Raw genomic sequence first — 26,076 nt, forward strand, 5'->3', positions numbered from 1 at the left:
GCTCCGAATGCCCTCACCCCAACCCTCTCCCGCAAGCGGGAGAGGGGGAACATCGCGGCGCCCTTCGCCTCTCCCGAGGCAGACCATCGCGCGCCCTTCGCTTCTCGCGCCCGCGGGAGAGGGGCCAGCGATCACGCCAACTGCTGGATGCGGATCATGTTGCCCGCGGGATCGCGCACCGCGCAGTCGCGCACGCCGTACGGCTGGTCGGTCGGCTCCTGCACGATCTCGACGTCCTTGCCCTGCAGCTGCTCGAAGTCGGCGTCGAGATCCTTCGTCGCGAACAGCACGATGCCGAACGTGCCCTTCGCCATCATCTCGGCGATCGTGCGCCGCTCGTCGTCGGTGACGCCGGGGCTCGCGTCGGGCGGGTACAGCACGATCGACGTCGGCTGCCCCTTCGGGCCGACCGTGATCCAGCGCTTGCCGCCGTAACCGACGTCGTTGCGCACCTCGAAGCCGAGCTTGTCGCGGTAGAACGCGAGTGCGGCGTCGGGGTCGTTGTGCGGGAGGAAGCTCGCGTGAATGCGGATGTCCATTGCAGGGCTCTCGTGGTGGGTGGAGGCCGTGATGCTAGGCGGCTCACGACACCGGCGCTTCTCGATTCCTGACCGGTCGCGTCACCTGCTTCTCGACGCACGAGGGGATCCCCGGCGCCGCACCGTCGACCTGTTGCGCGCGATACGCGCTCGGCGGCATGCCGACGAGCTCGGTGAAGCGCGTGCTGAACGTGCCGAGCGAGGCGCAGCCGACCGCGAAGCACGCGTCCGTCACGCTCGCGCCGCCGCGCAGCAGCGCCATCGCGCGCTCGATGCGCCGGGTCATGAGATAGGAATAGGGCGACTCGCCGTAGGCGAGCTTGAACTGCCGGCTGAGGTGCCCCGCCGACATGTGCACGCCGTGCGCGAGCGCCTCGACGTCGAGCGGCTGCGCGTAGTCGCGATCGATGCGATCGCGCACGCGCCGCAGCCGCGCGAGATCGCGCAGCTGCGTCGATGGGACGTTGCGGGGACTCATCGCGGCAGCCTGCCACGGCGGGGCCGGCGCGCTCAAGCGCGGGGAGTGCGCGTTCGCTCCCGCACCCGCTGGCGTTCCGGTCGACCGTCGCAGGGCGGGTCGAGCGAAGCGAGTCCCGCCGCGCGCCGCCGCGATGCCGCGATGCCGCGGCGGCACGCGCTGCCGCGCGTACCGCCCTACGCGAGTAACGTACTCCGGCTCCGCTTCCGTGGGCGCGCGCGATGCCCTCAGCGCCATACGACATGCACGCGCTTCACCTGTAGGAGCCCACCCTGTGGGCGACCGCAGCACCGCACTACGCCGGAACGCGGTGGTCGCGCACAGGTGCGCTCCTGCCGGTGATGACACATCGTCTACCGCGCATCGCTAAAGAACCTGACAGCGTCCACCACGCCCGCCATGGTCCACTGCCGCCATCGCTCACCCATCGCGCAATATCCCTGGCCCAAAGGAACGCCCATGAATACGACCATCGCCGACGCCGCCGCCAAAGCTGCCGCCTTCCACGCCCTGCACGTGCGCGGCCGCCCGTTCGTGCTGCTCAACGCCTGGGATGCCGGCAGCGCCGCCGCGGTCGCCGCGGGCGGTGCGCCCGCGATCGCGACCGGCAGCTGGTCGGTCGCCGCGGCGCACGGTTACGGCGACGGCGAGAAGCTGCCGCTCGACCTCGTGATCGCGAACGCGCAGCGCATCGCCAACGCGGTGAACGTGCCCGTCAGCATCGATCTCGAGAGCGGCTACGGCGCCGACCCCGCCGCGGTCGCCGCGACGATCACGCGCGTGATCGAAGCCGGCGCGATCGGCTGCAACCTCGAGGACAGCGAACCCGCCGACGGCTCGCTGCGCGATGTCGCCGCGCAGGTCGCGCGCATCCGCGCTGCGCGCGCCGCGGCCGATGCGGCATTGCCGCGCTTCTTCATCAACCTGCGCACGGACGTGTTCTTCCGCAAGGGCGTGCCGCACGACGTCGCCGCGGTCGAACTTGCGCTCGAACGCGCCCGCGCCTATGCCGATGCGGGCGCCGACGGGCTGTTCGCACCCGGGCTCGCCGATGCCGCGCTGATCGAACGCCTCGCGAATGCATCGCCGTTGCCGCTCAACATCATGGTGATGCCGAACACGCCACCCGTCGACGTGCTCGCGCGCTGCGGCGTCGCGCGCGTCAGCCACGGCCCCGGCCCCTACGCGCAGGCGATGCAGGCGTTGCAGGCGCAGGCGCGCGAGGTGTATGCGACGAGCATGTAGGGCGGGTCGAGCGCAGCGAGTCCCGCCGCGCCACGCCGCGGCGGCACGCGCTGGCGCGCGTACCGCCCTACACGAGCGACTCGCGCATCCGCGCTTTTTGAGGCGCGGCTTCAGCCGCGATGCCTTCGTCGCATCGAAGCGATGTGAGAGCATCGCGCGCATGGACGCCTTCCACATCGCCCCGCTCCTGCGCACCGGCATCGTCGCCGTGTGGGACGTGGTCTGCGACGGCAGCGGCGACCACGCGGGCGATGCATCCTGGCAAGAGAGCGCACACCTCGTCTTCCCGTACCGCGGCCTCTGGGTGCGCCATGACGGCGACGAACTCGCGGTGGCCGAAGCGGGCCAGGTGCTGCTCGCCAACGCCGGCACGACCTATCGCACGCACCACCCGGTGCCCGGCGGCGATGCGAGCCTCGTCGTGCAGGTCGAGGAAGCGATGTTGCGCGAGCTCACGCCGCCGGCGCTGCTGTGCGAGGGAGATGCCTTCGTCTTCGCCGAACAACGCCTGCGCCTCGACGCGCGCGCATCCGCGCTCGTCGCGATGCTGCGCCACAGCCTGCGCGAAGGCATCGCCGAGCCGCTCGAAGCCGAAAGCCTCGCTCTCACCCTCGTCACGCGTTCGCTGGGGCCCCGCACCGCGCACGTCGCCGGTTCCACCACCGGCCGCCAGCGCCTCGCCGACCGCACCAAGCTCGTGCTCGCGAGCGATCTCTCGCGCCGCTGGACCCTCGCCGAGATCGCCGCCGAAGTCGGCGTGTCGCCGGTCTATCTCACGCAGACCTTCGCCCAGGTCGAAGCGTTGCCGCTCTACCGCTATCAACTCCGCCTGCGCCTCGCCCGCGCCCTCGATCGCCTCGCCGACGTCGACGACCTCGCCCAGCTCGGCCTCGAACTCGGCTTCTCGAGCCACAGCCATTTCAGCGCCGCGTTCCAGCAGGCGTACGGGCGCTCGCCGTCGGAGTTCCGCGACGCGGTGATCGCACGCCGCCAGCGCAAGGGTTGAGTTGGCGCGGGCTCGCGTGTAGGGCGGTACGCGCGCAGCGCGTGCCGCCGCCCGCACCCTCGAGGCCGCGCCTGCGCCAGTCGAGGCCGACGCGCGCGGCGCGGCGGGTGAGGGAAGAACGGAGCGCAGCGCTCCGAATGCCCCTCACCCCAACCGTCTCCCGCAAGCGGGAGAGGGGGAACATCGCGGCGCTCTTCGCCTTCCCGCCGGGCACCATGTTCCCGCCGGGCACCATGGCGCGCCCTTCGCTTCGCCTCTCCCGCTCGCGGGAGCCCGCTACATGCTCGCCGTTGGCGCGGGCTCGCGCGTAGGGCGGTACGCGCGCCGCGCGTGCCGCCGCCCGCACCCTCGAGGCCGCGCCTGCGCCAGTCGAGGCGGTACGCGCGCCGCGCGGCGGTGAGGGAAGAACGGAGCGCAGCGCTCCGAATGCCCCTCACCCCAACCGTCTCCCGCAAGCGGGAGAGGGGGAACATCGCGGCGCTCTTCGCCTTCCCGCCGGGCACCATGGCGCGCCCTTCGCTTCGCCTCTCCCGCTCGCGGGAGCCCGCTACATGCTCGCCATTGGCGCGGGCTCGCGCGTAGGGCGGTACGCGCGCCGCGCGTGCCGCCGCCCGCACCCTCGAGGCCGCGCCTGCGCCAGTCGAGGCCGACGCGCGCAGCGCGGCGGGTGAGGGGAGATCGGAGCGCAGCGCTCCGAATGCCCCTCACCCCAACCCTCTCCCGCAAGCGGGAGAGGGGGCGTCGTGTCATTCGCGGGCTGCCGCGCTAAAGATTCCGACAGCGCCGCGCAGCCGATCGGCGCACACTCCATCCGTCATCCACACCACCGGAGCCTGCCATGACCCAGAAGACCTGCGCCGCCTGCGACTGCCCGCTCGACGACAGCGTGATCAACGTGAAACTCGGCGGCCGCACCGTCGAGGTGTGTTGCGAGGAGTGTGCGACGAAGCTCAAGGAAGCGTACGTTTCGGCTTCGACGAAGGAGTAAGGCGCGCCAGCGCCGACGCGAACCCGGATGCCGCGGTCGCGCACAGGGCGCGCCTACCGTCGTTGCGCGAGGCATTCGCTGTAGGAGGCTGCCCTGCGGGCGACCGCGGCGTCACGGGTCGCCTCGGTATCACTGACCCGCGCGGCCGCTCCGTCGCGCACAGGGTGCACTACTACATTCGCGGCGCGAGGCGTTCCCTCATGCCGTCGCGGCATCCCCGCGCATCGCAACGCGATTCCATCCATCGCGATGCGATAGCTTTCCCCGCCGCACTCCGTTCTGGTCGATGGCCGGCTCCACGGCCGTTTCCGGAATCGCGTGCATGCCTCTTCGCTTTCCCTTGTTTTCCCTCGCCTTTTCGCTCGCCGCTGCGAGCAGCATCGCCACGGCCGCACCCGGCGGCATACCCGACCCCACCTTCGGCGACCACGGCTTCGCCTGGCTCGCGCTCGATGGCATCGAAGGCCACCAGCTGCGCGCCGGCGCGGCGCTGACATTGCCGGACGGCTCCCTGCTGCTCGGCGGTTCGCGCAACCTGCTCGTCGATGGCAACCCCGACCCGCGCATGCGCGCGATGCTCGCGCGCCTGCGCGCTGACGGCACGCCCGACGACACCTTCAACACCAACCCCGCGCTGCCCGGCATCCGCGTCATGGATGACCTCGTGACGGGCAGGGCGGTGCAGCAGATCGAAGCGCTCGCGCGGCTCGACGACGGCACCGTGCTCGCGGCGGGCAGCGCGCAGATCTTCGGGCCGAAGACCTGCTTCGTGATCCGCCTCGACGCCAACGGCGCGCGCGACATGACGTTCGCCGATGGCACCGGTATTGCCTCGATCCCGCGCGCGCAATGCCACGCGATGGTCGTCGATGCCGACGGCGGCATCATCGTCGCGGGCGAACGCTCGGCCACCGCGACGCCGAACGAGGCGTTCCTTGCGCGCTTCAACGCCAATGGCCTGCTCGACATCACGTTCGGCCAAGCCGGCTTCGCCGCACTCGCCCCGCGCAACGACGATGAATCGGGCTACATCGGCGCGCTCGCGATCGGCGCCGACGGCACGCTCGTCGCCGGCGGTGCGTACGAAGCCTACGGCCCGGGCCTCGGCGCGGACTTCTCGCTCGCGCGTTTCACCGCGAACGGCCAGCCCGACACGAGCTTCGACGGCACCGGCTGGCGCGTGTTCCATGCGCGCGACGATGAGTCCACCTTCAACGGCGTCGACAAGCTGCTCGTCGCCGCCGACGGCTCGATCGTGTTCGCGGGCCACCGCCAGGACGCGAAGGGCTCGGTGCAGGTCATGCTCGGCGCGGTCACGCCGGATGGCGGCACCGATACCACGTTCGGCCCCGCTGCGACCGGCTACGTGCAGATCGACTTCGCCCGCGACGCGACCACGCGCTACGTGACCGGCCTCGTGCGCCAGGCCGACGGCCACCTCGTCGCCTCGGCGGTCGAGAGCGTGCCCGGCCGCTCGGCCTTCGTCGCGTTCCGCACCGACGCGCACGGCGTGCTCGACAGCACGTTCGGCGACGCCGGCATCGCGGAGGTCGACCTCGCGCCGGACGGCGTGTACAGCGACGCGACCGCGCTGACGCTTCAGGACGACGTGCCCGTCGTCGCGGGTTCGGTCAAGCGCAACGCATCGTCGATGCTGGTCGACCTCGGCGCCGTGCGCCTCGTCGACGACGGCATCTTCGCCGACGGCTTCGAGGGCGCCAGCGTGGAGCCGCACGTCGTCGACTACGACGACCTCGTCGAAGGCTTCTACGGCAACGCGTTCGACTACGACGGCATCCACTACCACGACTGCAACGGCCTCGACGTCGTCTTCCCGAGCGGCTCCACCGCGACCGCCGACGAGATCGGCAGCGACTTCATCATCGAGAACGCGACGCTGTTCTATCCGGACTTCCCCGGCGTCGGCAGCTCGCCGAACATGCTGACGTTCGGCAACGGCTACATCAACGGCAACAACTTCTCGATCGGCGCATTCAGCCGCGCGGTGATGGACCTCGCCACGCCCGCCTCCGCGGCGCGCTTCGACCTCGCCTATTACGAGAACGGCCCATGGGGCGGCATCGTGCTTCACCTCGACGCGATGCTCGGCGAGGAACTCGTCGGATCCGACCGCATCACGATCTCCGACCTCGGTGGCCGCGACAACATCGTGACCGCGTCGATGCACGTCGAAGCCGCACGCTTCGACCGCCTGCGCCTCTACGCGACCTACAACGACCAGCCCTCGGCACCGCGCGTGATGATCGACAACCTCACGCTCACCCCGGCCCGCTGATCGCACCACGGCCATGCCCCTCTCCCGCTTTCGCGGGAGAGGGCAACCCCCGTACAACCTTCGCCACGCCGCTCCCCGTAGGAGCGCACCCTGTGCGCGACCGCCACGCCGCAATGCATCGCGACGCTTCGGTCGCCAGGCTGGGCTCCTACAACACCTCCATCGCCCACCCGAGCACCTTCTGCCACGACGCTCCCCGTAGGAGCGCACCCTGTGCGCGACCGCCACGCCGCAATGCATCGCGACGCCGCGGTCGCCCACAGGGTGGGCTCCTACAACACCTCCATCACCCACCCGCACAACCTTCGGCCACGCCACTCCCCGTAGGAGCGCACCCTGTGCGCGACCGCCACGCCGCAGTGCATCGCGACGCTGCGGTCGCCCACAGGGTGGGCTCCTACAACGGCCCCCGTGACCAACCCGCATCACCCGCACTCCAACCGGCAACGCTCCCACTCCAACCCGTAACGTCCCCGCTTCAACCCGTAACGCTCCCGCTCGAACCCGCACGCACGCCCCTCCACACCCGCACACCTGCGACTTCGACCCGCACACTTGCGGCTCCAACCCGCATTACGGCGACTCCCACCGCCAACGCCGCGACGCCAATCGGCACCATCGCCCCTCCAACCCGCACGCGCGCGACCTCGACCCGCGCCGTTGCAGCTCCCGACCCGCACGCTCGCCATTCCAACCCGCACGCTTCCGCCTCGAACCCGCACGCGCCCCGCTCAAACTCGCACCACCGCGACTCCAACCCGCACCACACCCGCCCGAACCGCCACGCTTCCCCCTCCAACCCCATCCCCACCACCACCCACCCGCACCATTCCCCAAACCGCAGGCACGAAAAAAGCCGCATCACTGCGGCTTCGATTTCCACACCGGTAACGCCCCGCGCTACGCGGCTTGCGCCTCCGTCGATCGCGGCTTCTTGGCGAAGCGCGACCCGAGCGACGCACGCAGACCCTCCAGGCTCTGGTTGCGACCCGACACCTTGAGCAGCGCATAGCCCTGCAACGCCGTCGACATGATGTCGCTACCCAACGCGACTTCCGTATCCGAAGCCCGCGCCCACAACCGCTCCAGGCGCTGCAGTCGCGGACGCAGCGCATCCAGCGTCGCCAGATCCGCCTCCGCCTCCGGCAAGCCCAGGCCCGGGTTCACCACCTGCGGGTTCTGCCCCAGCAGCGACAACGCCTGCCGGCAGAACGCCTCGGACTTGTCGCCCATCCGCGGCACCGTGCGACGCTGCTGCGGACTCAGCGACACCATGCCCGCCAGGTTGCTTTCCAGCGCCTCCAGCGCCGCATCCACGGCCGCGAGCTGATCGGAGGTCAGGTTCATCGAAACGAGGTTCTGCGTCATAGGTACTCTCTCCCAATTCCAAGGGTGATCCCGTCCAGGCCCCGATGGCACGGGCGGGGTGCCTTGCGGCACGAGAGGGATTGGAACAGGGGGCGATCTCAAATCCTGCGACACGAAAACAACGACAATAAGGAACGATCAGGAGCGACCCATGACCGTCCTCACCGACCGATACACGCGGGCCGTCGACTATGCCCGCGAGGCCCATGCGACTCAGACGCGCAAGGGCACGCAGATTCCCTACCTCTACCACCTACTGGCCGTCTCGAGCTTGGTGCTGGAATTCGGCGGCAACGAGGACCAAGCCATCGCCGCGCTCCTTCACGACGTCATCGAGGACTGCGGCGCGACGCACGCGGCCGCCATCCGTAGTGCATTCGGTGACGCCGTCGCGGCCATCGTCGTGGCTTGCACCGACGGCAGCGCGGAGGCCAAGGCGGAGCACGCCACCCCGGAAGCCAGGCGTGCCGACTGGACGGCACGCAAGCAGCACTACCTCTCGCATCTCGCCGAGGCCAGCGACGAGGTCCTGCTGGTTTCCTGCTGCGACAAGCTGCACAACGCGCGGTCGATCGTGCAAGACCTCGAAAGCCCGGCCGTGGGTGTATCCGTCTTCCAGCGGTTTACAGGTGGAAAAAGCGGGACCTTGTGGTACTACGACGCACTGAGCCGCATATTCTCTTCGCGCGGATCACCACCTGCAGCCTGTTTCGAGCGCGTCGTAGCGCGCTTGCACGATGCAGCAACCCATTGACCCGACGTCGGCGACCGGGCGACTATTCCAGATAGTCTTGGCGGCAAGGGGGCCGCCGCGTGTCGCCACTCAATCCGGAACAGCGTGCCAGGGAGCGCATCGATGCACTCCTGAATGCCGCCGGCTGGGTTCTCCAGGACCGGGACGAGTTCAACCGCAACGCCGCAGAAGGCGTCGCGGTGCGCGAATTCGCCACCAGCGCCGGCCCCTGCGACTACCTGCTGTTCGTCGGGGGCAAGGCCTGCGGCGTGATCGAAGCCAAGAAGGCGGGTACCACGCTCAGCGGAGTCGCCGAGCAGGCGTCGCGTTACCTCACTGCCTTGCCAGAGCACGTGAAGTGCTGGGAGGGTGGCCTCCGGTTCGATTACGAGTCCACGGGAGACGAAACCTATTTCCGTGACGGGCGTGATCCGTTGGCCCGGTCACGGCGGATCTTCGCCTTTCATCAGCCGCAAACCCTGCACGCGTGGCTGAACGATGAAGCATCCTTCCGGTCGCACCTCCGGCACATGCCGTTACTGGAGAAGGCTGGGCTGCGTGAGTGCCAGATCGAAGCCGTCGAAGGGCTGGAACGATCGCTCGCGCAGGACAATCCGCGCGCGCTGATCCAGATGGCGACGGGCGCCGGCAAGACGTTTACCGCCTGCACCTTCAGCTGGCGCCTGCTGAAGTACGCGAAGGCGAAGCGGATCCTGTTCCTGGTCGACCGCAACAACCTCGGGGACCAAACGCTCAAGGAATATCAGAACTACGAGCCGCCGGGTTCCGGCCGCAAGTTCACCCAGACCTACATCGTCCAGCACCTGCACGGCAATCACATCGACACGGATGCGGCGGTCGTCATCACGACCATCCAGCGCCTGTACGCGATGCTGCGTGGCGAAGAGCTCGACGAATCCAACGAGGAGCGGTCCGCGTTCGAGACCTGGACGAACGACGACGGTGAAGTGATGCCGGTCGAGTACAACCCGGCGCTGCCCATCGAAACCTTCGACGTGATCGTCACAGACGAATGCCATCGCTCGATCTACGGCGTATGGCGGCAAGTGCTCGACTACTTCGATGCGCATCTCATCGGCCTGACCGCGACACCGAGCAAGCACACGCTCGGCTTCTTCCGCCAGAACCTCGTCGCCGAGTATCCGTACGAGCAGTCGGTGGTGGATGGCGTGAATGTCGGCTTCGAGGTGTTCCGCATCAAGACCGAAGTGACCGAGAAGGGCGGTACGGTCGATGCCGGCTATGCCGTGCCCGTGCGCGATCGCCGCACCCGCAAGCTGCGTTACCAGAAGCTCGATGAGGATCTGCCCTACCGGAAGAACGAGCTCGACCGCTCCGTCACCAACCCGGATCAGATCCGCACCGTGCTGCGGTGCTATCGCGACAACCTGTTCACCGAGCTGTTCCCCGGCCGCAGCGGCCAGTGGGTACCCAAGACCTTGATCTTCGCCAAGGACGACAATCACGCCGAGGAGATCGTCACCATCGCGCGCGAGGTATTCGGGCAGGGCAACGATTTCGCGAAGAAGATCACGTACGCCGCGGTCGACAAGCCGAAGGAACTGATCGCTGCCTTCCGCGTCGATCCTTTCCCGCGCATCGCCGTCACCGTGGACATGATCGCGACCGGCACCGACATCCGTCCGGTGGAGGCGCTCATCTTCATGCGCGACGTGAAGTCGGAGGGCTACTACGAGCAGATGAAGGGACGTGGCGTGCGCACCATCAAGCACGCGGACCTGCAGCAGGTCACGCCCGACGCGCAGACCAAGACCCGTTTCGTGCTGGTCGATGCGGTCGGCGTGACCGAGGGGCGCAAATCCATCTCCCAGCCGCTGGAGCGCAAGCGCACGCTCGCGTTCGACAAGCTGATCGACCAGGTCGCGCAGGGCAAGCGTGACCCGGACGCGATCACGAGTCTGGCCGGGCGCCTCGCCATCCTCGATCGCAAGCTCGACCCCGAGGACCAGCAACGCATCCGCACGGTCAGCGGCGGCGATTCGCTGAAAGCGATCGCGAGCCGATTGTTGCAGTCGGTCAGCCCGGACATCGTGGAGGCGAGGGTCATCGAGCGGCATGGAAGCATGGAAGCCGCGACAAAAGGGCAGGTCGAAGCGATCGAAGAGGATCTCAGGGACGCCGCCGTCGCGCCGCTCGACGACGCTGAGCTGCGCAATCTCATCAAGGTACTGAAGAAGAAGACTGACATCATCATCGACGAAGGCACGCTGGACAAGGTCACTTTCGTCGGCTACGACATGGAGCAGGCGCGCAAGCGCGTCACCGGGTTCCGCGAGTTCATCGAGGCCAACAAGAGTGAACTGCTGGCCCTGCAGATTCTGTACAGTCAGCCCTATCCGAAGCGCCGCCTGACCTACGCCAGCATAAAGGAGCTGGCGCAGAAGCTCGGCGACCCGCCGCACCACCTGACCACCGCGGATGTCTGGCAGGCTTACAAGCGACTGGAAGCCTCGCTGGTGCGCGGCGCGCCGAGCGACAAGGTGCTCACCGACATCATCTCGCTGGTGCGCTTCGCAACCGGCCAGGCGGACGTGCTGGAGCCCTACGCCGCGCGCGTCGAGCAGAAATTCAACCTGTGGATCGGTCGCCAGAAGAAGGCGGGCCGCGATTTCAACGAGGAAGAGATGAACTGGCTGCGTGCGATCAAGGATTACCTGGCGGCGAATGTCGAGATTGCGCCTGCCGACCTCATGCGCGATCACCCGTTCACGGAGTGGGGTGGGGTTGTTGCTGCGCGCAAGCTGTTTGGAGCGGAGTTGAACCGGATGCTGGATGAGTTGAGTGAGGCGTTGGTGGCATGACGGAGGAATTGCCGCCCGGCTGGGCGAGGACGCCACTCGGGAGTCTGGGTGAATGGTTCGGTGGTGGCACCCCATCGAAGGCGGTCGGCGAGTACTGGCGAGATGGAACCGTCCCTTGGGTCTCGCCGAAGGACATGAAGCGTCCGTTGATCGAATCGGCTCAAGACCGGATCACCGAGAGGGCTGTGCGGGAGTCGGCGACCAACCTCGTCCCTGCGAACTCGGTACTCATGGTCACGCGCTCTGGAATTCTCGAGCACTCGTTCCCAGTCGCAGTGAACACCGTTCCCGTAGCGATGAATCAAGACCTCAAGGCAGTTGCCGTTCGAGGTGTTGACGCGGTTTATGCAAGCTACTTCCTGCGATCGCGTGCGGAAGACATCCTTCGCACTTGCAAGAAGGACGGCACGACGGTTTCGAGCATAGATTCTGATCGGTTGGCCGCCTACGAGATTTCCATCGCTCCTGCGACAGAACAGAAGCGCATCGTCTCCAAGATCGACGAACTCTTCAGTTGCATCGACGAAGGTGAGCGCGCGCTGGAGCGGGTGCAGAAGCTGGTGGAGCGCTACCGCCAATCCGTCCTCAAGGCCGCCGTCACCGGCGAGCTCACGCGCGAGTGGCGCGAGAAGAACAAGGACAAGCTGGAGTCCGGCGAAGCACTGCTCGCCCGCATCCTCAAGGCCCGCCGCGAAGCCTGGGAGAAGGCCGAGCTGGAGAAGATGAAGGCCAAGGGCATCACGCCCGCCAATGACAAGTGGAAGCAGAAGTACGAGGAACCGTTGTCGCCTGATATGACTGACCTACCGGAGTTACCGGACGGTTGGGTGTGGGCGTCGTTGGACATGCTTGCCGACATAGTCGGGGGCATCACTGTTGATCAGAAGCGCCGTACCGAGGACTGCGAGCCAGTGCCTTACCTCAGAGTTGCCAACGTCCAGCGCGGGTATCTCGACTTGAGCGAGATGAAGTCGATCAATGCTCCGCGAGATCGTATCGAACAGCTCCGCCTACGACCGGGGGACATCTTGTTCAACGAAGGTGGTGACATTGACAAACTCGGGCGAGGTTGGATTTGGGAAGGACAGTTGTCGAACTGCATCCACCAGAATCATGTGTTCCGCGCGAGGCTGGTCATCTTGTACTCGCTGAACAAGATCATTTCGTGGTACGGAAACGTCACGGGCAGGACCCTGTTCATGAGGCTGGGCAAACAGACCACGAACCTCGCGTCCCTTAGCCTAAGCAAGCTCAAGTCAGTGCCCGTACCGATCATGTGCCCCAGTGAGGCAGATGAGATTGTCAGCCGCGTTGACGACATCCTTTCGATCACTGACCACCACGCCGGCGAGATCGAGAAGCAGATGCGCGGCTCCAGCTCACTGCGGCAGGGCGTCCTGAAGGCGGCCTTCAGTGGCAGGCTCGTCAGCCAAGACCCAGCCGACGAGCCGGCCTCCATGCTACTCAAACGTATCGCCGCCGGCCGCGGCACCAACCACGCAGCGCCGATGCGCGGCCGCAAGAAGAAGACCTCCGCATGAGCACCGATTACAGCGCCCTCGTCTCCAAGGTCTGGAACTACGCTCACGTCCTGCGTGATCAGGGCATCGGCTACGGCGACTACGTCGAGCAGATCACCTATCTGCTGTTCCTCAAGATGGACCAGGAGCGCGAGGAGCAGTTGGGTGAGGCCTCCATCATTCCGCCGAAATGGCGCTGGTCGAGGCTCGCGCCGCTATCGGGTGATGATCTCGAGCTGCAGTACCGCGACACGCTGGAGGCCCTGGCCAAGGAGAAGGGCCTGATCGGCACCATCTTCCGCAAGGCGCAGAACAAGCTCACCGACCCCGCCAAGCTCAAGCGCGTCGTCTCGCTGATCGACGCCGAGACCTGGATCGGCATGGGCGTGGACGTGAAGGGCGCGATCTACGAAGGGCTGCTGGAGAAGAACGCATCGGAGGTGAAGTCCGGTGCGGGCCAGTACTTCACCCCGCGACCACTGATCGAGGCGATGGTCAAGGTCGTCGATCCGCGCATCGGCGAGACGGTGCACGATCCGGCCTGCGGCACGGGCGGCTTCCTGCTGTCGGCGTACGACCATATGAAGGTGCAGTCGCAGGACCGCGCCCAGCAGCGCAAGCTGCGCGAACAGTCGCTGAGCGGCACGGACATCGTCGACGAGGTCGTGCGCCTGTGCGGCATGAACCTCTACCTGCACGGCATCGGCAACGGCGAGTCGCCGATCCGCGCGGCCGATGCACTCGCCAACGATCCGGGCGATCGTTACGACGTCATTCTTACCAACCCTCCCTTCGGCAAGAAGAGCAGCTACAAGGTCATCGGCGAGGACGGCGAGGTGGACACCGAGCGCGAGGATTACGAGCGCGAGGATTTCAAGTTCACCACGAGCAACAAGCAGCTCAACTTCCTGCAGCACATCATGACCATCATGGAGTCGGATGGTCGCGCCGGCGTGGTGCTGCCGGACAACGTGCTGTTCGAGGCCGGCAGCGCCGGCGAGGGCATCCGCAGGCGCCTGCTGCAGCAGTTCGACTTCCACACCCTGCTGCGCCTGCCGACGGGCATCTTCTACGCCAATGGCGTGAAGGCGAACGTCCTGTTCTTCGACAAGCACCCGCCGCGATCGGACGGCAAATCGAACAGCAAGGCGTTGTGGATCTACGACCTCCGCACGAACGAGCATTTCACGCTGAAGAAGAATCCCCTGAAGGCCACGGACCTCGACGACTTCGTCGCCCGCTATTGCGCGGGCAACCGCAGCAAGCGCAAGGAAACCGAGCGGTTCAAGCGCTTTGACGTCGTCGACTTGCTCAAGCGCGAAAAGATCAATCTCGACATCTTCTGGCTGAAGGACGAGAGCCTGGATGATGTAGACAGCCTGCCGCCGCCAGACGAGATTGCGGCGGAGATCGTCGAGAACTTGCAGGCCGCGTTGGAGGCCTTTCAATCGGTAGCGGACGAGCTGACACGGCGCGATTGAACATAGGGGGATCAAGATGCCGACGACGTTGTATCGCGATACGGGTTATTCACTCATACATCTCATCGAGGGAATCAAGCACGGCGATATCGCCTTGCCTGACATTCAACGACCTTTCGTCTGGTCGGCGACCAAGATTCGTGACCTGTTCGACTCGATGTACCGAGGCTATCCCATCGGCACGCTGATGTTCTGGGAAACCGGTGCCGAAACCGGTGCGCGACAGGTGGGCGGCGGTTCGACCGATCGCGTGCCGAAGCTCCTCATCGTCGATGGCCAGCAGCGTTTGACCGCACTGTTTGCCGTGATCACGGGGCGTGAGGTCGTCAGCAAGTCATTCGAGAGCCGGCGCATCCGGATCGCCTTCAACCCGGGTGCGCAGACATTCGACGTCACCGATGCGGCCATCGAGCGCAGCCCCGAGTACATTCCGGACATCACGAAATTGTGGGACGGCAGCTACAAATCGACCGTGCGTGAATTCCTGCAGGCGCTCGACGACAGTCGCGAAGCGAAGACGACGCGGGAGGAGCAGGACATCCTCGAAGAGCGCATTGATCGCGTACGCGACCTGCGCGATTTCAGGTTCCAGGTGATCGAGCTGAATGCGAGTGCCGACGAGGAGCAGGTGGCCGACGTCTTCGTCAGGATCAACTCCGAAGGCGTCAAGCTCAATCAGGCCGACTTCATCCTCACGCTGATGTCGGTGCATTGGGAAGAGGGTCGAAGGCTGTTCGAAGGCTTCTGCCGTGCCGCGGTGGACCCGGCACACAAAGGCGCATCGGCGCGGAATCCTTACCTCGACCCCAGTCCGGACCAGTTGCTGCGCGCCACGGTAGGGCTGGCGTTTCGTCGCGGTCGGCTGCAAAACGTCTACAGCCTGCTCAGAGGCAAGGATCTCGATACAGGGAAAGTGAGTGCGAATAGGCGCGATGAGCAGTTCGCCATCCTCAAGGCTGCGCAGGCGCACGTGCTCGATCTGATGCATTGGCACGAGTTCCTGAAGTGCCTGGCGGCTGCTGGCTTCAGGAGCAGTCGGATGATCAGTTCGTCGAACGCGATCATCTACAGCTATGTGCTGTGGCTGATCGGGCGGTGCTACCACGGTATCGACATCAAGGCATTGCGTTCCGTTATTGCGCGCTGGTTCTTCATGGCGCACACGACCGGGCGCTACACGTCGAGTCCGGAGAGCCAGATCGAGGCGGATCTCGGAAGGATCGGGCAACTGGCGCCGGCGGACGGTGAAGCGTTCATGGCGGAGCTCGATCGCATCGTGCGTTCGAACTTCACGGGTGATTACTGGGACATTTCCCTGCCCAGTCGCCTGGACACCTCTTCTTCGCGGTCGCCGGTATTGTTCGCCTACTGGGCGGTGCTCAATGTCCTGGACGCCGAGCTCCTGTTCAGCGACATGCGCATCCGCGACATGGGCGATCCCTCGGGGGCCAGGCGGGCGATGGAACGCCACCACTTGTTCCCCAAAGGTTTCCTCGCGCAGAAGGGGATAGCGGGTGTCCGGCAGACGAACGCGATCGCCAATATGGCTTTTCTCGACTGGCCGGACAATGCGTCCATCAGTGCGGGTGATCCCGCGGTGTACTGGCCCAGGATGAGCGAGCTACTGGGCGAGGATCGCACGAAGAAGCACATGTACTGGCATGCACTGCCGATCGGGTGGAGTGATCTCGACTACGAGACCTTCCTCGAAAAGCGGCGGGGATTGATGGCTCGCGTCATCAGGGATGGCTTCGAGCGCCTGTGGGACGGCAAGCCGCAGGATCACGGTGCCAAGTCGCTCGCCGACTACCTTGCCCTGGAGGAGTCGCAAACACTGGAGTTCAAATCGAGCGCGCGCTGGAACGTTCGTGCGGGCATGGCGGACAAGAAGATGGAGCAGGTGATCGTCAAAGCAGTCTGTGGCCTTCTCAATGCGGAGGGAGGGACCTTGTTGATCGGCGTCGATGACGACGGCAAGGTTCTTGGCCTCGACGCCGATCTTGGAACGTTGGGAAAGAAGCAGGATCTGGACGGGTTCGAGCTGTTCTTGCGCCAGCTGCTCGACAATGCGTTATCGGTCCCGACGGCGGGGAAAGTCAGGATCCGCTTCGAAAGCTCCGGAGGAAAGGACGTATGCCTGGTGTCCGTCGCTTCTTCCGCAAAGCCGGTTTTCGCCAGGCCCGTGGAGAGTGGTGGGAAGGCTTCGGATTTCTGGGTGAGAGTCGGCAATCAGACCAAGCAATTGCACGGCGATGAGTTGGTCGTATACACCGATGACCACTGGGGTTAATGCTTCTGGCGAAGGAGCTGGTTGATGGACGCGCGACAGGATGAAGAATTCACCGCCTACCTGGGTGGTGCGGTCAGGGAAGCGGAGCGACTGAAGTACTTTCCGAACTACTTCAAGCGCGATCTGGCTGCGGAGGGGGGATTCAGCACGGTCAAGCGTATCCTCGATAGCGGCAAGCCGTCCGAGGGCTTTCGTAAGCTATGGGAATTGGGGCGATTGGATCTGTCGTGCGAGGCCATCATCGTCGAGACGAAGTGGAGAAGATACTTCGACGACGATCTGCTGGAACGCGCGGAGCGGCTGCTTTCGCAGATGAATTATCCATTCAAGCGGTTCGCCATATCGACCGCGGTGCCCGCACTGGTTTCGAGCGACGACGTCCAAATGGATGGCATTCAGAAGTCTCAATCCGACGCCGGTCGAACGGATGATGATCCTCGGGGAGCGGGCGGAAGCGGCGCCCCACCGACCATAGGCGCGCCTGGTCAGAGCGATTCGTCCACTGAGCTACTGCGAGATCTCGCCGATATCGAATCGAGGGATCTTCCGGCGACAACCCGAGCGGTGCTCGTCGATGCCCGCCTTGGCCAAGGCCAATTCCGGCAGGACCTGATCAAGTTGTGGGACGGCTCATGCGCCGTCACCGGATGCACGGTCGCCGCAGTATTGAGAGCTTCCCACTGCAAACCGTGGAGGTTGTCGACAGATCGGGAGCGACTGAACCCGAACAACGGACTGTTGCTGTCTGCCAATCTCGACGCGCTTTTCGATGCCGGCTTGATTGCTTTCGATGATCAGGGCGAAATGATCGTGGCGAATGCGCTTTCGACCGCCGAGCGCACGGGGCTGTTCATTCCTGCTCGTCTGCGATGCAACCCGAATCGAGAACTCGCGGCGTTCCTGAGATTCCACCGAAACCATATGTTCGTGGAGTAGTCCAATGGCGAAGAAGAAGGTGGCACGCAAGCACGAAGTCCGCGCCGAACTGTCCAACGTCGAACTGGTGAAGGCTAAGTCTTCGTTGCGCCTCGAGATCTTCGCCATCAAGGAGAAGCTCGGCGAGCTCGAAGTCGGGCGCGGCGCGATCTACTGGTTTGGAGCCAATCGCCAGAAGAGCAAGCGCATCGACTGGACGCGGTTCGCCGAGATGATGGACGAGCTTGCCTACGGCAAGCGTTGACCGGCGGTGGGCGGCGAAGGCGCGGCGCTAGCCGAGCGCGCCTGTGGCCGTCGCGGGTGTCATGCGTCCTTTGCGCCAACACGGTCGATGGCATTCGCCACCGCAGTGCACGCGGCGATGACGTCGGTGACGAAGCGCTCGTCGATATCTAGGAGTCCCTCGTATTCACCGAGGTTGCGGCGGTCGTGCGCCTTGGCGAGGACGCGCCAGACCTCCGGGCCGAGACCGAGCGTGTGCGGCAGTACCTGGAAAACGATGTAGCGGTGACTCGCGCGATAGTTGAATCTACGCAGCGCAGCGAGGCTGAGCGCGTGGGCGGCGTTGTAGGCGAGGTCGAAGCGACCTTCGAGCGACAGCGCTGCGTTGCGCGCGTCGCCGAGGCGTGCGCGCCCCGACCGCAGCAGGCCTTCGAACTCGCGGATGTCGAAGGGTTCAGGATTCAGCGGCTTGCCGGCGCCGCTGAGATTCTCAAGCGCGGAGGACATCCTTGTCTCCCATCAGCCAGATGGTCGGCTGCTCGAGCACGCGCAGGGTGAACGCGTTGCGCTCACGCAAGCGGCGCTGCAGGTCAGCGCGCGAATACAGCGTCGGGTTGATGTCGCGACCGATCCGCTCGATCAGTGGGTGCAGGGCGAGCATCACCTCGGCGTAAGCGAGGGTGTCGGAAACGATCATCACATCGATGTCGCTGCCGGCGTGATCGCTGCCCTTGGCCACCGAACCGTAGACGAAGGCGGCATCGATGCGCGGCGCGAGCGGTGCGAGTGCATCGCGCAGCGGCTCGGCTATGGCGACCGTCTTGCGCATGATGGCGACCAATTCACCGTAGATCGGCGCGGCGGAATTCGCCTGATAGTGCTTCTGATGACCGACCGGCTGCACGGTGAGCAGGCCGCTGTCCGTCAGCTTGGCGAGTTCGCGCTGGACGGCACCGGACCCCGCGCCGGTGAGCGCGATGAGCTCGCTCACGGTGTAACGGCGCTGCGGCTGGCCGAACAGCGAGCCCAACACGCGTTGCTGCGTCTGGGTGAACAACGCACTCGCAAGGCTGGTTTCAGTCTTGATCGGCGCAGCTCGGGAAGAGGCAATACCCATATTGGGCACGGTAGTGCCCAATATGGGCATTTGCAAGCCGCCAGGAGCTTGGCGCCAGGTGCGAATTCGCTGTACCGGCGTGTTCGCTACCGGCTTGGCTAGTTCGCCGTGGAGACGGCGGGACTCGCCTATTCGCGGCTCGACCCGCCCTGCGGTAGTTGGGCCATTTGCCTTGTCGCAGACGCGCGTGAAAGAGCAACATGGATTCCCGCTTTCGCGGGAATGACGACGGCGAGGCGGGTGCCGCGTTCAGTGTGTGTGCTGCACTCGGGTGGTGCGGAGCATGGCGTACCGGCAACACGCGTGTCGCGCAGGCCGCGCGGTGCTTCAGCGCGGCACCAGGGTATCGATAAAGTCGCGAATATAAGCCTCAAACTCCTCATGACTCATCCGCGGCTGCCCAATCCGCGACAGCTGCACGAACCCGACATACGCCGAGTACGCGAGCCGCGCCCGATTCGCCGCATGCGTCGGATCGAACCCCGCGTGACGGAACGCTTCGGTCAGGAACGCGATGCGCCGCGCTGAAACGCGTTCGACGACCGGCCCGATCAACGGCTGATCCAGCGCGCGGAACAACGCCGCGAGCACCGCGTGCGAGGGGCGCTTGTGGCTGACCTGGCGAACGAGTTCGCGCAGGCGTTCGCGCGGGTCGGGGATCGCGCCGGTGGGGACGAGGACGTCCTGTTCGTCTTCGCGTTCCCAGCGCTCGAGCGCGGCCTGGATCAGGGCTTCGCGCGTGGTGAAGTGCCAGTAGAAGCTGCCTTTCGTCACGCCGAGGCGGCGGGCGAGGGGTTCGACGGCGACGGCGGCGAGGCCGCTTTCGGCGAGCGTCTCGAGCGCAGCGTGTTCCCAGTCGGCCGCGGAGAGGCGGGCCTTGGATTCGGCTTTCGCGGTGGCGTCCGTATTCATCCGGCGAGTGTGCCTGAGGCTCGGGGCATTGAGAACCGCGTCACGGGGCGGGGCCATATGATTTCCCGGCATTTCAAGTGCCTGCGGTATCCATACGGATGCGTATTGACTGGGTGGGGTAGCGTCACCATACTGGGGTATAGCGGGCCTGTGGCCTTGCGCTTCGGTCGGGGTCGCCCACAGGGTGGGCTCCTACAGGTGGGGCGCGAGGCGGAACCCGGGCGCGGATCGCGCGCGGCGGGTGGCTTCGGCAGGCCTTGGATCGAGGTGGCGTGGCGCCGCCGCAGTTTTCCCAGGAGTTCGCCGTGATTGCATTCCTTCCTTTCCTCGCCGCCGTCGTCGTGTCGCTTTATGCGGCCTACGCGCGCGTGCGCCTGCTCATGTGGTCGATCGCGACCGCGGTGGCGATCGTCGGTGTCGGCGTCCTTGCCGGGTCGTCGGTGCTCGCGATCGCGGTGCCGCTGGTGCTGCTCGCGCTCGTCGCGCTGCCGCTCAACCTCGTCGGTTTCCGTCGTCGCAAGCTCAGCGCGCCGGCGCTCGCCGCGTTCCAGAAGGTGACGCCGCAGTTGTCGCCGACCGAGCAGATCGCGCTCGATGCGGGCACGGTCGGTTTCGAGGGTGAGCTCTTCAGCGGCAAGCCGGACTGGAAACAGCTCCTGAAGCAGCCCAAGCCCGAGCTCTCGGTGGAAGAACAGGCGTTCCTCGACGGCCCGGTCGAGGAACTCTGCGCGATGGTCAACGACTGGCAGATCACGCACGAACTCGCGGACCTGCCGCCGGAGATCTGGGACTTCCTCAAGAAGAAGAAATTCTTCGGCATGATCATCCCGAAGGCGTACGGCGGCCTCGAGTTCTCGGCGCTCGCGCAGTCGGCGGTGCTGCAGAAACTCATGGGCATCTCGGGCTCGCTGTCCTCGACGGTCGGCGTGCCGAACTCGCTCGGGCCGGGCGAACTTCTCTTGCATTACGGTACGCCCGAGCAGCGCGACTACTACCTGCCGCGCCTCGCCGACGGCCGCGAGATCCCGTGCTTCGCGCTCACCGGCCCGTACGCGGGTTCGGATGCGACGTCGATCCCCGACTACGGCATCGTCTGCAAGGGCGAGTGGAACGGCGCGAACGTGCTCGGCGTGCGCCTCACGTTCGACAAGCGCTACATCACGCTCGCGCCGATCGCGACGCTGTTCGGCCTCGCGTTCCGCATGCACGACCCCGATCACCTGCTCGGCGACGTCGAGGACATCGGCATCACGCTCGCGCTGCTGCCGCACGACACCAAGGGCCTCGAGTTCGGTCGTCGCCACTTCCCGCTCAACGCGGCGTTCCAGAACGGCCCGGTGCGCGGCAAGGATGTGTTCGTGCCGCTGTCGCAACTGATCGGCGGCGAGGCGATGGCGGGGCAGGGCTGGCGCATGCTGGTCGAGTGCCTGTCGATCGGTCGCGGCATCACCTTGCCGTCGAACGCGGCGGGCGCGGTGAAGGCGGGCGTCATCGCGTCGGGCGCGTACGCGCGCATTCGCAAGCAGTTCGGCATCGCGATCGGCCGCTTCGAAGGCGTCGAGGAAGCGCTCGCGCGCATCGGTGGTCACTCCTACCAGATCAGCGCGCTGTCGAAGGCGAGCGCGGCCGCGGTCGATCGCGGCGAGAAGCCGTCGGTGCCGTCGGCGATCGCGAAGTACCACGCGACCGAGCTCGGCCGCGAGGTCGCCAAGGACATCATGGACATCCACGGCGGCAAGGCCGTGCAGCTCGGCCCCAGCAACTACGCGGGCCGCGGCTGGCAGACCTCGCCGATCGCGATCACGGTGGAAGGCGCGAACATCATGACGCGCAGCCTCATGATCTTCGGCCAGGGCGCGATCCGCTGCCATCCGTACGTGCTGCGCGAGATGGAGGCGCTGAAGATCGCCGACTACCGCGAGAAGCTGAAAGCGTTCGACGCGGCGCTGTGGGGCCACGTCGGTTTCGCGATCTCCAACGCGGTGCGCAGCTTCGTGCTCGGCCTCACGTTCGGCAAGATCGGGCGCGTGCCCGGCGATGCGTACACCAAGCGCTATTTCCGCAAGCTCAACCGCTACGCGGCCGCGCTCGCGCTCGTCGCGGACACGTCGATGCTCGTGCTCGGCGGCAAGCTCAAGTTCAAGGAGAAGCTCTCCGCGCGCCTCGGCGACGTGCTGTCGAACCTCTACATCGCGAGCGCGATGCTCAAGCGCTACGAGGACCAGGGGCGGCCGGTCACCGATCACCCGCTGCTCGCGTGGGCGTTCCACGACTGCGTGTACCGCATGCAGAACGCGCTCGATGGCGTGCTGCGCAACTTCCCGGTGCGCCCGGTCGCGTGGGTGCTGCGTGCGCTCGTGTTCCCGTTCGGCCGTCGCGAAGTGCCGCCGTCCGACCGCCTCGGCCGCCGCGTCGCGGCGATCCTCTGCGCACCGGGCGAAGCGCGCGACCGCCTCGCCGAGTGGGTCTACCTTACGCCGAACCCGAACAATCCGGTGGGCCGCATGAACGCGCTGCTGCCCGACGTGATCGCGGCGGAGCCCGTCGAGCGCAAGTTCCTCAAGGCCGCGAAGGCGGGCGAACTCAGCGGTTACGACTGGGACAGCCAGCTCGCCGACGCGGAAGCGAAAGGCGTCATCGACGCCGCCGAACGCGCGCTGCTCACGCGCGTGCGCGCGGCGACGTTCGAATTCATTTCGGTCGACGACTTCGACCCGGCGGAACTCGCGGCGGGCAAGCGCACGAAGCCGTCGTCGTTGCGCTCGGTGGCGTAACGTCGCTCGTGTAGGGCGGTACGCGCGCCGCGCGTGCCGCCGCGAGGATGCGGGGCGGCTGCGCGCGGAGCGGACGGCAGGGCTTTCTGTGGGGTGGCGCAAGCCGCGATGCTTTTGTGGACTGGCGCGATCGGCGGCACGCGCGGTGCGCGTACCGCCCTACACGCATACCGTGGCCGCATCGTGGAGGGCGCCGCGCGATGCGCTTTGTGGGTGCGGCGGGAGCCGCAGTGATTTGGTGGACTGGCGCGATCGGCGGCACGCGCGGTGCGCGTACCGCCCTACACGCATACCGTGGCCGGATCGTGGAGGGCGCCGCGCGCGATGCGCTTTTGTGGGTACGGCAGGAGCCGCGGTGATTTGGTGGACTGGCGCGAGCGGCGGCACGCGTTGTGCGCGTACCGCCCTACACGCACATCGTGGCCGCATCGTGTAGGGCCGGGCGCGCACACTGCGGCGTTGCGTCGGGCGTCACAGACGAGGAATTCGGATGGGCTCGCAAGCATTGAACCTGTTCCGCCGCCACGGCCGCTCCGCGCTCGGTCGCTGGCTCGTCTCGCGCGCGATCTGCTGGCGTGCGCCGTACTTCGCGTCGATCGCGCCGACCATCGACGTGCTCGAGCCCGGGCGCTGCGTCGTGCGCATCCGCGACCGGCGCCGCGTGCACAATCACATCGGCACCGTGCATGCGATCGCGCTGTGCAACATGGCCGAGCTCGCGGGCGGCCTCGCGACCGACGCGACGATCCCCGATTCGATGCGCTGGATCCCCAAGGGCATGACCGTGCGGTACCTCAGGAAGGCGAAGGGCACGATGACCGCGATCGCCACCGTGCCGGCGATCGCCCCGGCGACGAGTGGCAGCGAGGTGCATGCGGTCGTCGAGGTGCGCGATACGGGTGGTGAAGTCGTGTTCGATGCCGACATCACGATGTGGATCTCGCCGCGCAAGGCCGAGTGAGGCACGGCATCGTCCTGTAGAAACGCACCCCCGTGCGCGGCCGGGCGGCATGCGCCGTGCGCGTGCCGCCCTGCACGCATATCGCGGTGTGCTCCTGCAGGTCGGTAGCCGCATGGGATACTCGGCGCGCGGCATGAGCCGCACTCCAGGGACGCAACGCATGGATCCATTCCTCCAGGCCGCGATCGACGAAGCCAAAGCCGGCCTCGTCGAAGGCGGCATCCCGATCGGTTCGGTGATCGTGCACGAAGGCCGCATCATCGGTCGTGGCCACAACCGCCGCGTGCAGAAGGGCAGCGCGATCCTGCACGGCGAGATGGACGCACTCGAGAACGCGGGCCGCCAGCCGGCGAAGGTGTATCGCGAGAGCGTGATATACACGACGCTGTCGCCGTGCCCGATGTGCAGCGGCGCGATCGCGCTCTACGGCATCCCGCGCGTCGTGGTCGGCGAGAACCGCTCGTTCATGGGCGAGGAGGCGTGGCTCAGGAGCCGGGGCGTCGCGATCGATGTCGTCGACGATGCGACCTGCGTCGCGCTCATGCACGACTTCATGCGCGACAAGCCCGCGCTCTGGAACGAAGACATCGGCGTCTGACGATTCGTCCGCTCTTTGTGGGAGTGGCGGAGGCCCCGATGTGTTGTGGACTGGGGCGATCGGCGGCACGCGCTGCGCGCGTACCGCCCTACGCGCGTACCGCCCTACGCGCGTACCGCCCTACGCGCGTACCGCCCCTACGCGCGTACCGCCCTACAACACACCGGAGACACGCGCAGGCGGTGCTCGCGTAGGGCGGGTCGAGCCGCTTCGCGGCGAGTCCCGCCGCAACACGCGAGGCGCCGCGGGAACCCCGTAGGAGCGCACCCTGTGTGCGACCGCGGCATCACGAACCGCGAAAGCTACCCGCGCAACGCCTGCGCATGGTGGCGCAGATGGTCCTCGACGAAGCTCTGGATGAACCAGTAGCTGTGGTCGTAGCCGGCGCGCCGGCGCAGCTCGAGCGGCTGGCCGGTCGAGCGGCAGGCGCGCTCGAGGAACTCGGGGCGCAGTTGCACGTCGAGGAACTTGTCCGCGTCGCCCTGGTCGACGAGCAGGGTGCCGGGGAAGCGCGCGCCATCCTCGATCAATGCGGTTGCGTCATACGCGCGCCACGCGTCGCGATCGCCGCCGAGATAGCGCGGCAACGCCTTCTGCCCCCACGGCACCTGGATCGGCGCGACGATCGGTGCGAAGGCGGATACCGAGCGATAGCGCGACGGGTTCTTCAGCGCGATCGTGAGCGCGCCATGGCCGCCCATCGAATGGCCGAAGACCGATGCGCGCGTCGCGTCGAGCGCGGGGAACGCGGCGGCGAGCAGCGCGGGCAGTTCGTCGACGACGTACGAATACATGCGGAAGCGCGACGCGAACGCAGGCGTGGTCGCATCGAGATAGAAGCCCGCGCCCTCGCCGAACTCCCAGTCGCCGGTCGCGCCGTCGATGCCGGTATCGCGCGGGCTCGTGTCGGGCGTGACGAGCGCGATGCCGAGCTCGGTCGCGACGCGCTGCGCGCCGGCCTTGATCGCGAACGTTTCCTCGGTGCAGGTGAGGCCGGCGAGGTAGTACAGCACGGGCGCCTTCGCATCCGGCACGAGCGGCGGCATATAGACGCCGAAGCGCATCGCGCCGCCGGTGGTCGTGGAGGCGTGGCGGTAGAAGCCTTGCGTGCCGCCGAAGCAGCGTTGTTCGGAGAGGGTCTCGAGGGTCATGGCGATTCCAGGACGTTGCGCATGGGCGCCGCCGCGCGGCGCATGAGTGTAGTCGTTGCCGCTATCATCGCGAACTTCGCACCGCGTCCCGACCCCGATGCCCTACACCCCGATCGTCGCCACCCTCGGCTATGTGCTCTCGCCCGATCGCCGGCGCGTGCTCATGATCCATCGCAACACGCGCCCGGGCGATCACCACCTCGGCAAGTACAACGGCCTCGGCGGCAAGCTCGACCCGCACGAGGACGTGCTCGCCGGCATGCGCCGCGAGATCCGCGAGGAAGCGGGCATCGAATGCACCGCGATGGAACTGCGCGGCACCATCAGCTGGCCGGGTTTCGGCAGGGACGGCGAGGACTGGCTCGGCTTCCTGTTCCTCGTCACCGCGTATGAAGGCACGCCGCTGGATGCGAATCCGGAAGGCACGCTCGAATGGGTCGACATCGACCAGCTCGGCACCCTGCCGATGTGGGAAGGCGACAGGCACTTCCTGCCGCTCGTGTTCGACGGCGACGCGCGACCGTTCCATGGCGTGATGCCGTACGAGAGCGGGCGGATGGTGTCGTGGAGTTGTTCGCGCATCTGAGGGGCGTCACGGCGAAAGGCAAAAATGGATTC

22 protein-coding genes are annotated in these 26,076 nt (G+C 66.5%); 15 read left to right on the top strand and 7 right to left on the bottom strand.

The window, feature by feature from the left end; translation table 11 throughout:
• Window positions 1-131: 131 nt before the first annotated feature.
• Window positions 132-539: a VOC family protein gene (locus EV148_RS16335; RefSeq protein ID WP_131999922.1), complete on the bottom strand. Its 408-nt coding sequence runs from the start codon at window positions 537-539 to the stop codon at window positions 132-134.
• Window positions 540-582: 43 nt separating this feature from the next.
• Window positions 583-1,017 carry a helix-turn-helix transcriptional regulator gene (locus EV148_RS16340; protein WP_131999923.1) on the bottom strand — a complete coding sequence of 145 codons (435 nt, stop codon included), beginning with the start codon at window positions 1,015-1,017 and terminating at the stop codon, window positions 583-585.
• 459 nt (window positions 1,018-1,476) lie between these two features.
• Between EV148_RS16340 and EV148_RS16345 the strand changes: the two genes are divergently transcribed.
• The 4 genes from EV148_RS16345 to EV148_RS16355 all read left to right on the top strand — a co-directional run bounded on the left by EV148_RS16345 (window position 1,477) and on the right by EV148_RS16355 (window position 6,552).
• Window positions 1,477-2,262 (top strand): isocitrate lyase/PEP mutase family protein, encoded by a 786-nt coding sequence (locus EV148_RS16345; protein ID WP_131999924.1) that lies wholly within the window; start codon window positions 1,477-1,479, stop codon window positions 2,260-2,262.
• 160 nt (window positions 2,263-2,422) lie between these two features.
• Window positions 2,423-3,268 carry a helix-turn-helix transcriptional regulator gene (locus EV148_RS16350; RefSeq protein WP_131999925.1) on the top strand — a complete coding sequence of 282 codons (846 nt, stop codon included), beginning with the start codon at window positions 2,423-2,425 and terminating at the stop codon, window positions 3,266-3,268.
• 838 nt (window positions 3,269-4,106) lie between these two features.
• Window positions 4,107-4,256 (top strand): hypothetical protein, encoded by a 150-nt coding sequence (locus EV148_RS18745; RefSeq protein ID WP_182518690.1) that lies wholly within the window; start codon window positions 4,107-4,109, stop codon window positions 4,254-4,256.
• A 322-nt stretch (window positions 4,257-4,578) separates the two neighbouring features.
• Window positions 4,579-6,552: a hypothetical protein gene (locus EV148_RS16355; protein ID WP_158287516.1), complete on the top strand. Its 1,974-nt coding sequence runs from the start codon at window positions 4,579-4,581 to the stop codon at window positions 6,550-6,552.
• A gap of 900 nt (window positions 6,553-7,452) precedes the next feature.
• Here the strand turns inward: EV148_RS16355 and EV148_RS16360 are convergent.
• The gene (locus tag EV148_RS16360; protein ID WP_131999927.1) at window positions 7,453-7,920 is read right to left on the bottom strand and encodes a hypothetical protein; all 468 of its coding nucleotides are present in this window, start codon (window positions 7,918-7,920) and stop codon (window positions 7,453-7,455) included.
• Window positions 7,921-8,071: 151 nt separating this feature from the next.
• Between EV148_RS16360 and EV148_RS16365 the strand changes: the two genes are divergently transcribed.
• From EV148_RS16365 to EV148_RS16395, 7 genes are read left to right on the top strand one after another with little or no spacing between them, the layout of a single operon-like run.
• Window positions 8,072-8,674, top strand: a complete 603-nt coding sequence (locus EV148_RS16365; RefSeq protein WP_131999928.1) for an HD domain-containing protein — start codon at window positions 8,072-8,074, stop codon at window positions 8,672-8,674.
• Between the two features lie 59 nt (window positions 8,675-8,733).
• Entirely contained in the window at window positions 8,734-11,496 is a 2,763-nt protein-coding gene (locus tag EV148_RS16370; protein ID WP_131999929.1) for a type I restriction endonuclease subunit R, read from the top strand.
• The gene (locus tag EV148_RS16375; RefSeq protein WP_131999930.1) at window positions 11,493-13,037 is read left to right on the top strand and encodes a restriction endonuclease subunit S; all 1,545 of its coding nucleotides are present in this window, start codon (window positions 11,493-11,495) and stop codon (window positions 13,035-13,037) included. The genes EV148_RS16370 and EV148_RS16375 overlap by 4 nt, the downstream gene beginning before the upstream one ends.
• The gene (locus EV148_RS16380; protein ID WP_131999931.1) at window positions 13,034-14,497 is read left to right on the top strand and encodes a type I restriction-modification system subunit M; all 1,464 of its coding nucleotides are present in this window, start codon (window positions 13,034-13,036) and stop codon (window positions 14,495-14,497) included. The genes EV148_RS16375 and EV148_RS16380 overlap by 4 nt, the downstream gene beginning before the upstream one ends.
• A gap of 16 nt (window positions 14,498-14,513) precedes the next feature.
• Window positions 14,514-16,787: a GmrSD restriction endonuclease domain-containing protein gene (locus tag EV148_RS16385; RefSeq protein ID WP_131999932.1), complete on the top strand. Its 2,274-nt coding sequence runs from the start codon at window positions 14,514-14,516 to the stop codon at window positions 16,785-16,787.
• Between the two features lie 24 nt (window positions 16,788-16,811).
• A complete protein-coding gene (locus EV148_RS16390) occupies window positions 16,812-17,723 on the top strand; it encodes an HNH endonuclease (RefSeq protein WP_131999933.1) in 912 nt (303 codons plus the stop codon).
• A 4-nt stretch (window positions 17,724-17,727) separates the two neighbouring features.
• Window positions 17,728-17,967, top strand: coding sequence for a hypothetical protein (locus EV148_RS16395; RefSeq protein ID WP_131999934.1), 240 nt, complete (start codon window positions 17,728-17,730; stop codon window positions 17,965-17,967).
• A gap of 59 nt (window positions 17,968-18,026) precedes the next feature.
• Here the strand turns inward: EV148_RS16395 and EV148_RS16400 are convergent, their stop codons facing one another.
• The 3 genes from EV148_RS16400 to EV148_RS16410 form a co-directional block, all read right to left on the bottom strand.
• The gene (locus EV148_RS16400; RefSeq protein ID WP_131999935.1) at window positions 18,027-18,452 is read right to left on the bottom strand and encodes a hypothetical protein; all 426 of its coding nucleotides are present in this window, start codon (window positions 18,450-18,452) and stop codon (window positions 18,027-18,029) included.
• Window positions 18,436-19,062, bottom strand: a complete 627-nt coding sequence (locus EV148_RS16405) for a nucleotidyltransferase domain-containing protein (RefSeq protein WP_131999958.1) — start codon at window positions 19,060-19,062, stop codon at window positions 18,436-18,438. The genes EV148_RS16400 and EV148_RS16405 overlap by 17 nt, the downstream gene beginning before the upstream one ends.
• Before the next feature lie 327 nt (window positions 19,063-19,389).
• Window positions 19,390-19,974: a TetR/AcrR family transcriptional regulator gene (locus tag EV148_RS16410; protein ID WP_131999936.1), complete on the bottom strand. Its 585-nt coding sequence runs from the start codon at window positions 19,972-19,974 to the stop codon at window positions 19,390-19,392.
• Between the two features lie 305 nt (window positions 19,975-20,279).
• On the opposite strand from EV148_RS16410, the gene EV148_RS16415 reads away from it, so the two are divergent.
• The 3 genes from EV148_RS16415 to EV148_RS16425 all read left to right on the top strand — a co-directional run bounded on the left by EV148_RS16415 (window position 20,280) and on the right by EV148_RS16425 (window position 24,307).
• Window positions 20,280-22,748 (top strand): acyl-CoA dehydrogenase, encoded by a 2,469-nt coding sequence (locus EV148_RS16415; RefSeq protein ID WP_131999937.1) that lies wholly within the window; start codon window positions 20,280-20,282, stop codon window positions 22,746-22,748.
• A gap of 490 nt (window positions 22,749-23,238) precedes the next feature.
• On the top strand, window positions 23,239-23,709 hold the full coding sequence (locus tag EV148_RS16420) for a hotdog fold domain-containing protein (protein ID WP_131999938.1): 471 nt from the start codon (window positions 23,239-23,241) through the stop codon (window positions 23,707-23,709).
• 160 nt (window positions 23,710-23,869) lie between these two features.
• Entirely contained in the window at window positions 23,870-24,307 is a 438-nt protein-coding gene (locus tag EV148_RS16425) for a nucleoside deaminase (RefSeq protein ID WP_131999939.1), read from the top strand.
• A 302-nt stretch (window positions 24,308-24,609) separates the two neighbouring features.
• Here EV148_RS16425 and fghA read toward each other — a convergent pair whose 3' ends face one another.
• A complete protein-coding gene (gene fghA / locus EV148_RS16430; RefSeq protein WP_131999940.1) occupies window positions 24,610-25,458 on the bottom strand; it encodes an S-formylglutathione hydrolase in 849 nt (282 codons plus the stop codon).
• Between the two features lie 97 nt (window positions 25,459-25,555).
• On the opposite strand from fghA, the gene EV148_RS16435 reads away from it, so the two are divergent.
• Window positions 25,556-26,044: an NUDIX hydrolase gene (locus tag EV148_RS16435; protein WP_131999941.1), complete on the top strand. Its 489-nt coding sequence runs from the start codon at window positions 25,556-25,558 to the stop codon at window positions 26,042-26,044.
• Window positions 26,045-26,076 lie beyond the last annotated feature (32 nt).

The organism is Dokdonella fugitiva, from assembly GCF_004342425.1.
In the GTDB taxonomy this organism is placed as follows: Bacteria; Pseudomonadota; Gammaproteobacteria; order Xanthomonadales; family Rhodanobacteraceae; genus Dokdonella_A; species Dokdonella_A fugitiva.

What these genes read in the sequence shown, in the direction of transcription:
- EV148_RS16425 (WP_131999939.1), top strand. Translation starts at nt 23,870, where the DNA reads ATGGATCCATTCCTCCAGGCCGCGATCGACGAAGCCAAAGCCGGCCTC.
- EV148_RS16385 (WP_131999932.1), top strand. Translation starts at nt 14,514, where the DNA reads ATGCCGACGACGTTGTATCGCGATACGGGTTATTCACTCATACATCTC.
- EV148_RS16350 (WP_131999925.1), top strand. Translation starts at nt 2,423, where the DNA reads ATGGACGCCTTCCACATCGCCCCGCTCCTGCGCACCGGCATCGTCGCC.
- EV148_RS16365 (WP_131999928.1), top strand. Translation starts at nt 8,072, where the DNA reads ATGACCGTCCTCACCGACCGATACACGCGGGCCGTCGACTATGCCCGC.
- EV148_RS16435 (WP_131999941.1), top strand. Translation starts at nt 25,556, where the DNA reads ATGCCCTACACCCCGATCGTCGCCACCCTCGGCTATGTGCTCTCGCCC.
- EV148_RS16420 (WP_131999938.1), top strand. Translation starts at nt 23,239, where the DNA reads ATGGGCTCGCAAGCATTGAACCTGTTCCGCCGCCACGGCCGCTCCGCG.
- EV148_RS16390 (WP_131999933.1), top strand. Translation starts at nt 16,812, where the DNA reads ATGGACGCGCGACAGGATGAAGAATTCACCGCCTACCTGGGTGGTGCG.
- EV148_RS16345 (WP_131999924.1), top strand. Translation starts at nt 1,477, where the DNA reads ATGAATACGACCATCGCCGACGCCGCCGCCAAAGCTGCCGCCTTCCAC.
- EV148_RS16410 (WP_131999936.1), bottom strand. Translation starts at nt 19,974, where the DNA reads ATGAATACGGACGCCACCGCGAAAGCCGAATCCAAGGCCCGCCTCTCC.
- EV148_RS16335 (WP_131999922.1), bottom strand. Translation starts at nt 539, where the DNA reads ATGGACATCCGCATTCACGCGAGCTTCCTCCCGCACAACGACCCCGAC.
- EV148_RS18745 (WP_182518690.1), top strand. Translation starts at nt 4,107, where the DNA reads ATGACCCAGAAGACCTGCGCCGCCTGCGACTGCCCGCTCGACGACAGC.
- fghA (WP_131999940.1), bottom strand. Translation starts at nt 25,458, where the DNA reads ATGACCCTCGAGACCCTCTCCGAACAACGCTGCTTCGGCGGCACGCAA.
- EV148_RS16380 (WP_131999931.1), top strand. Translation starts at nt 13,034, where the DNA reads ATGAGCACCGATTACAGCGCCCTCGTCTCCAAGGTCTGGAACTACGCT.
- EV148_RS16375 (WP_131999930.1), top strand. Translation starts at nt 11,493, where the DNA reads ATGACGGAGGAATTGCCGCCCGGCTGGGCGAGGACGCCACTCGGGAGT.
- EV148_RS16405 (WP_131999958.1), bottom strand. Translation starts at nt 19,062, where the DNA reads ATGGGTATTGCCTCTTCCCGAGCTGCGCCGATCAAGACTGAAACCAGC.
- EV148_RS16395 (WP_131999934.1), top strand. Translation starts at nt 17,728, where the DNA reads ATGGCGAAGAAGAAGGTGGCACGCAAGCACGAAGTCCGCGCCGAACTG.
- EV148_RS16360 (WP_131999927.1), bottom strand. Translation starts at nt 7,920, where the DNA reads ATGACGCAGAACCTCGTTTCGATGAACCTGACCTCCGATCAGCTCGCG.
- EV148_RS16355 (WP_158287516.1), top strand. Translation starts at nt 4,579, where the DNA reads ATGCCTCTTCGCTTTCCCTTGTTTTCCCTCGCCTTTTCGCTCGCCGCT.
- EV148_RS16400 (WP_131999935.1), bottom strand. Translation starts at nt 18,452, where the DNA reads ATGTCCTCCGCGCTTGAGAATCTCAGCGGCGCCGGCAAGCCGCTGAAT.
- EV148_RS16340 (WP_131999923.1), bottom strand. Translation starts at nt 1,017, where the DNA reads ATGAGTCCCCGCAACGTCCCATCGACGCAGCTGCGCGATCTCGCGCGG.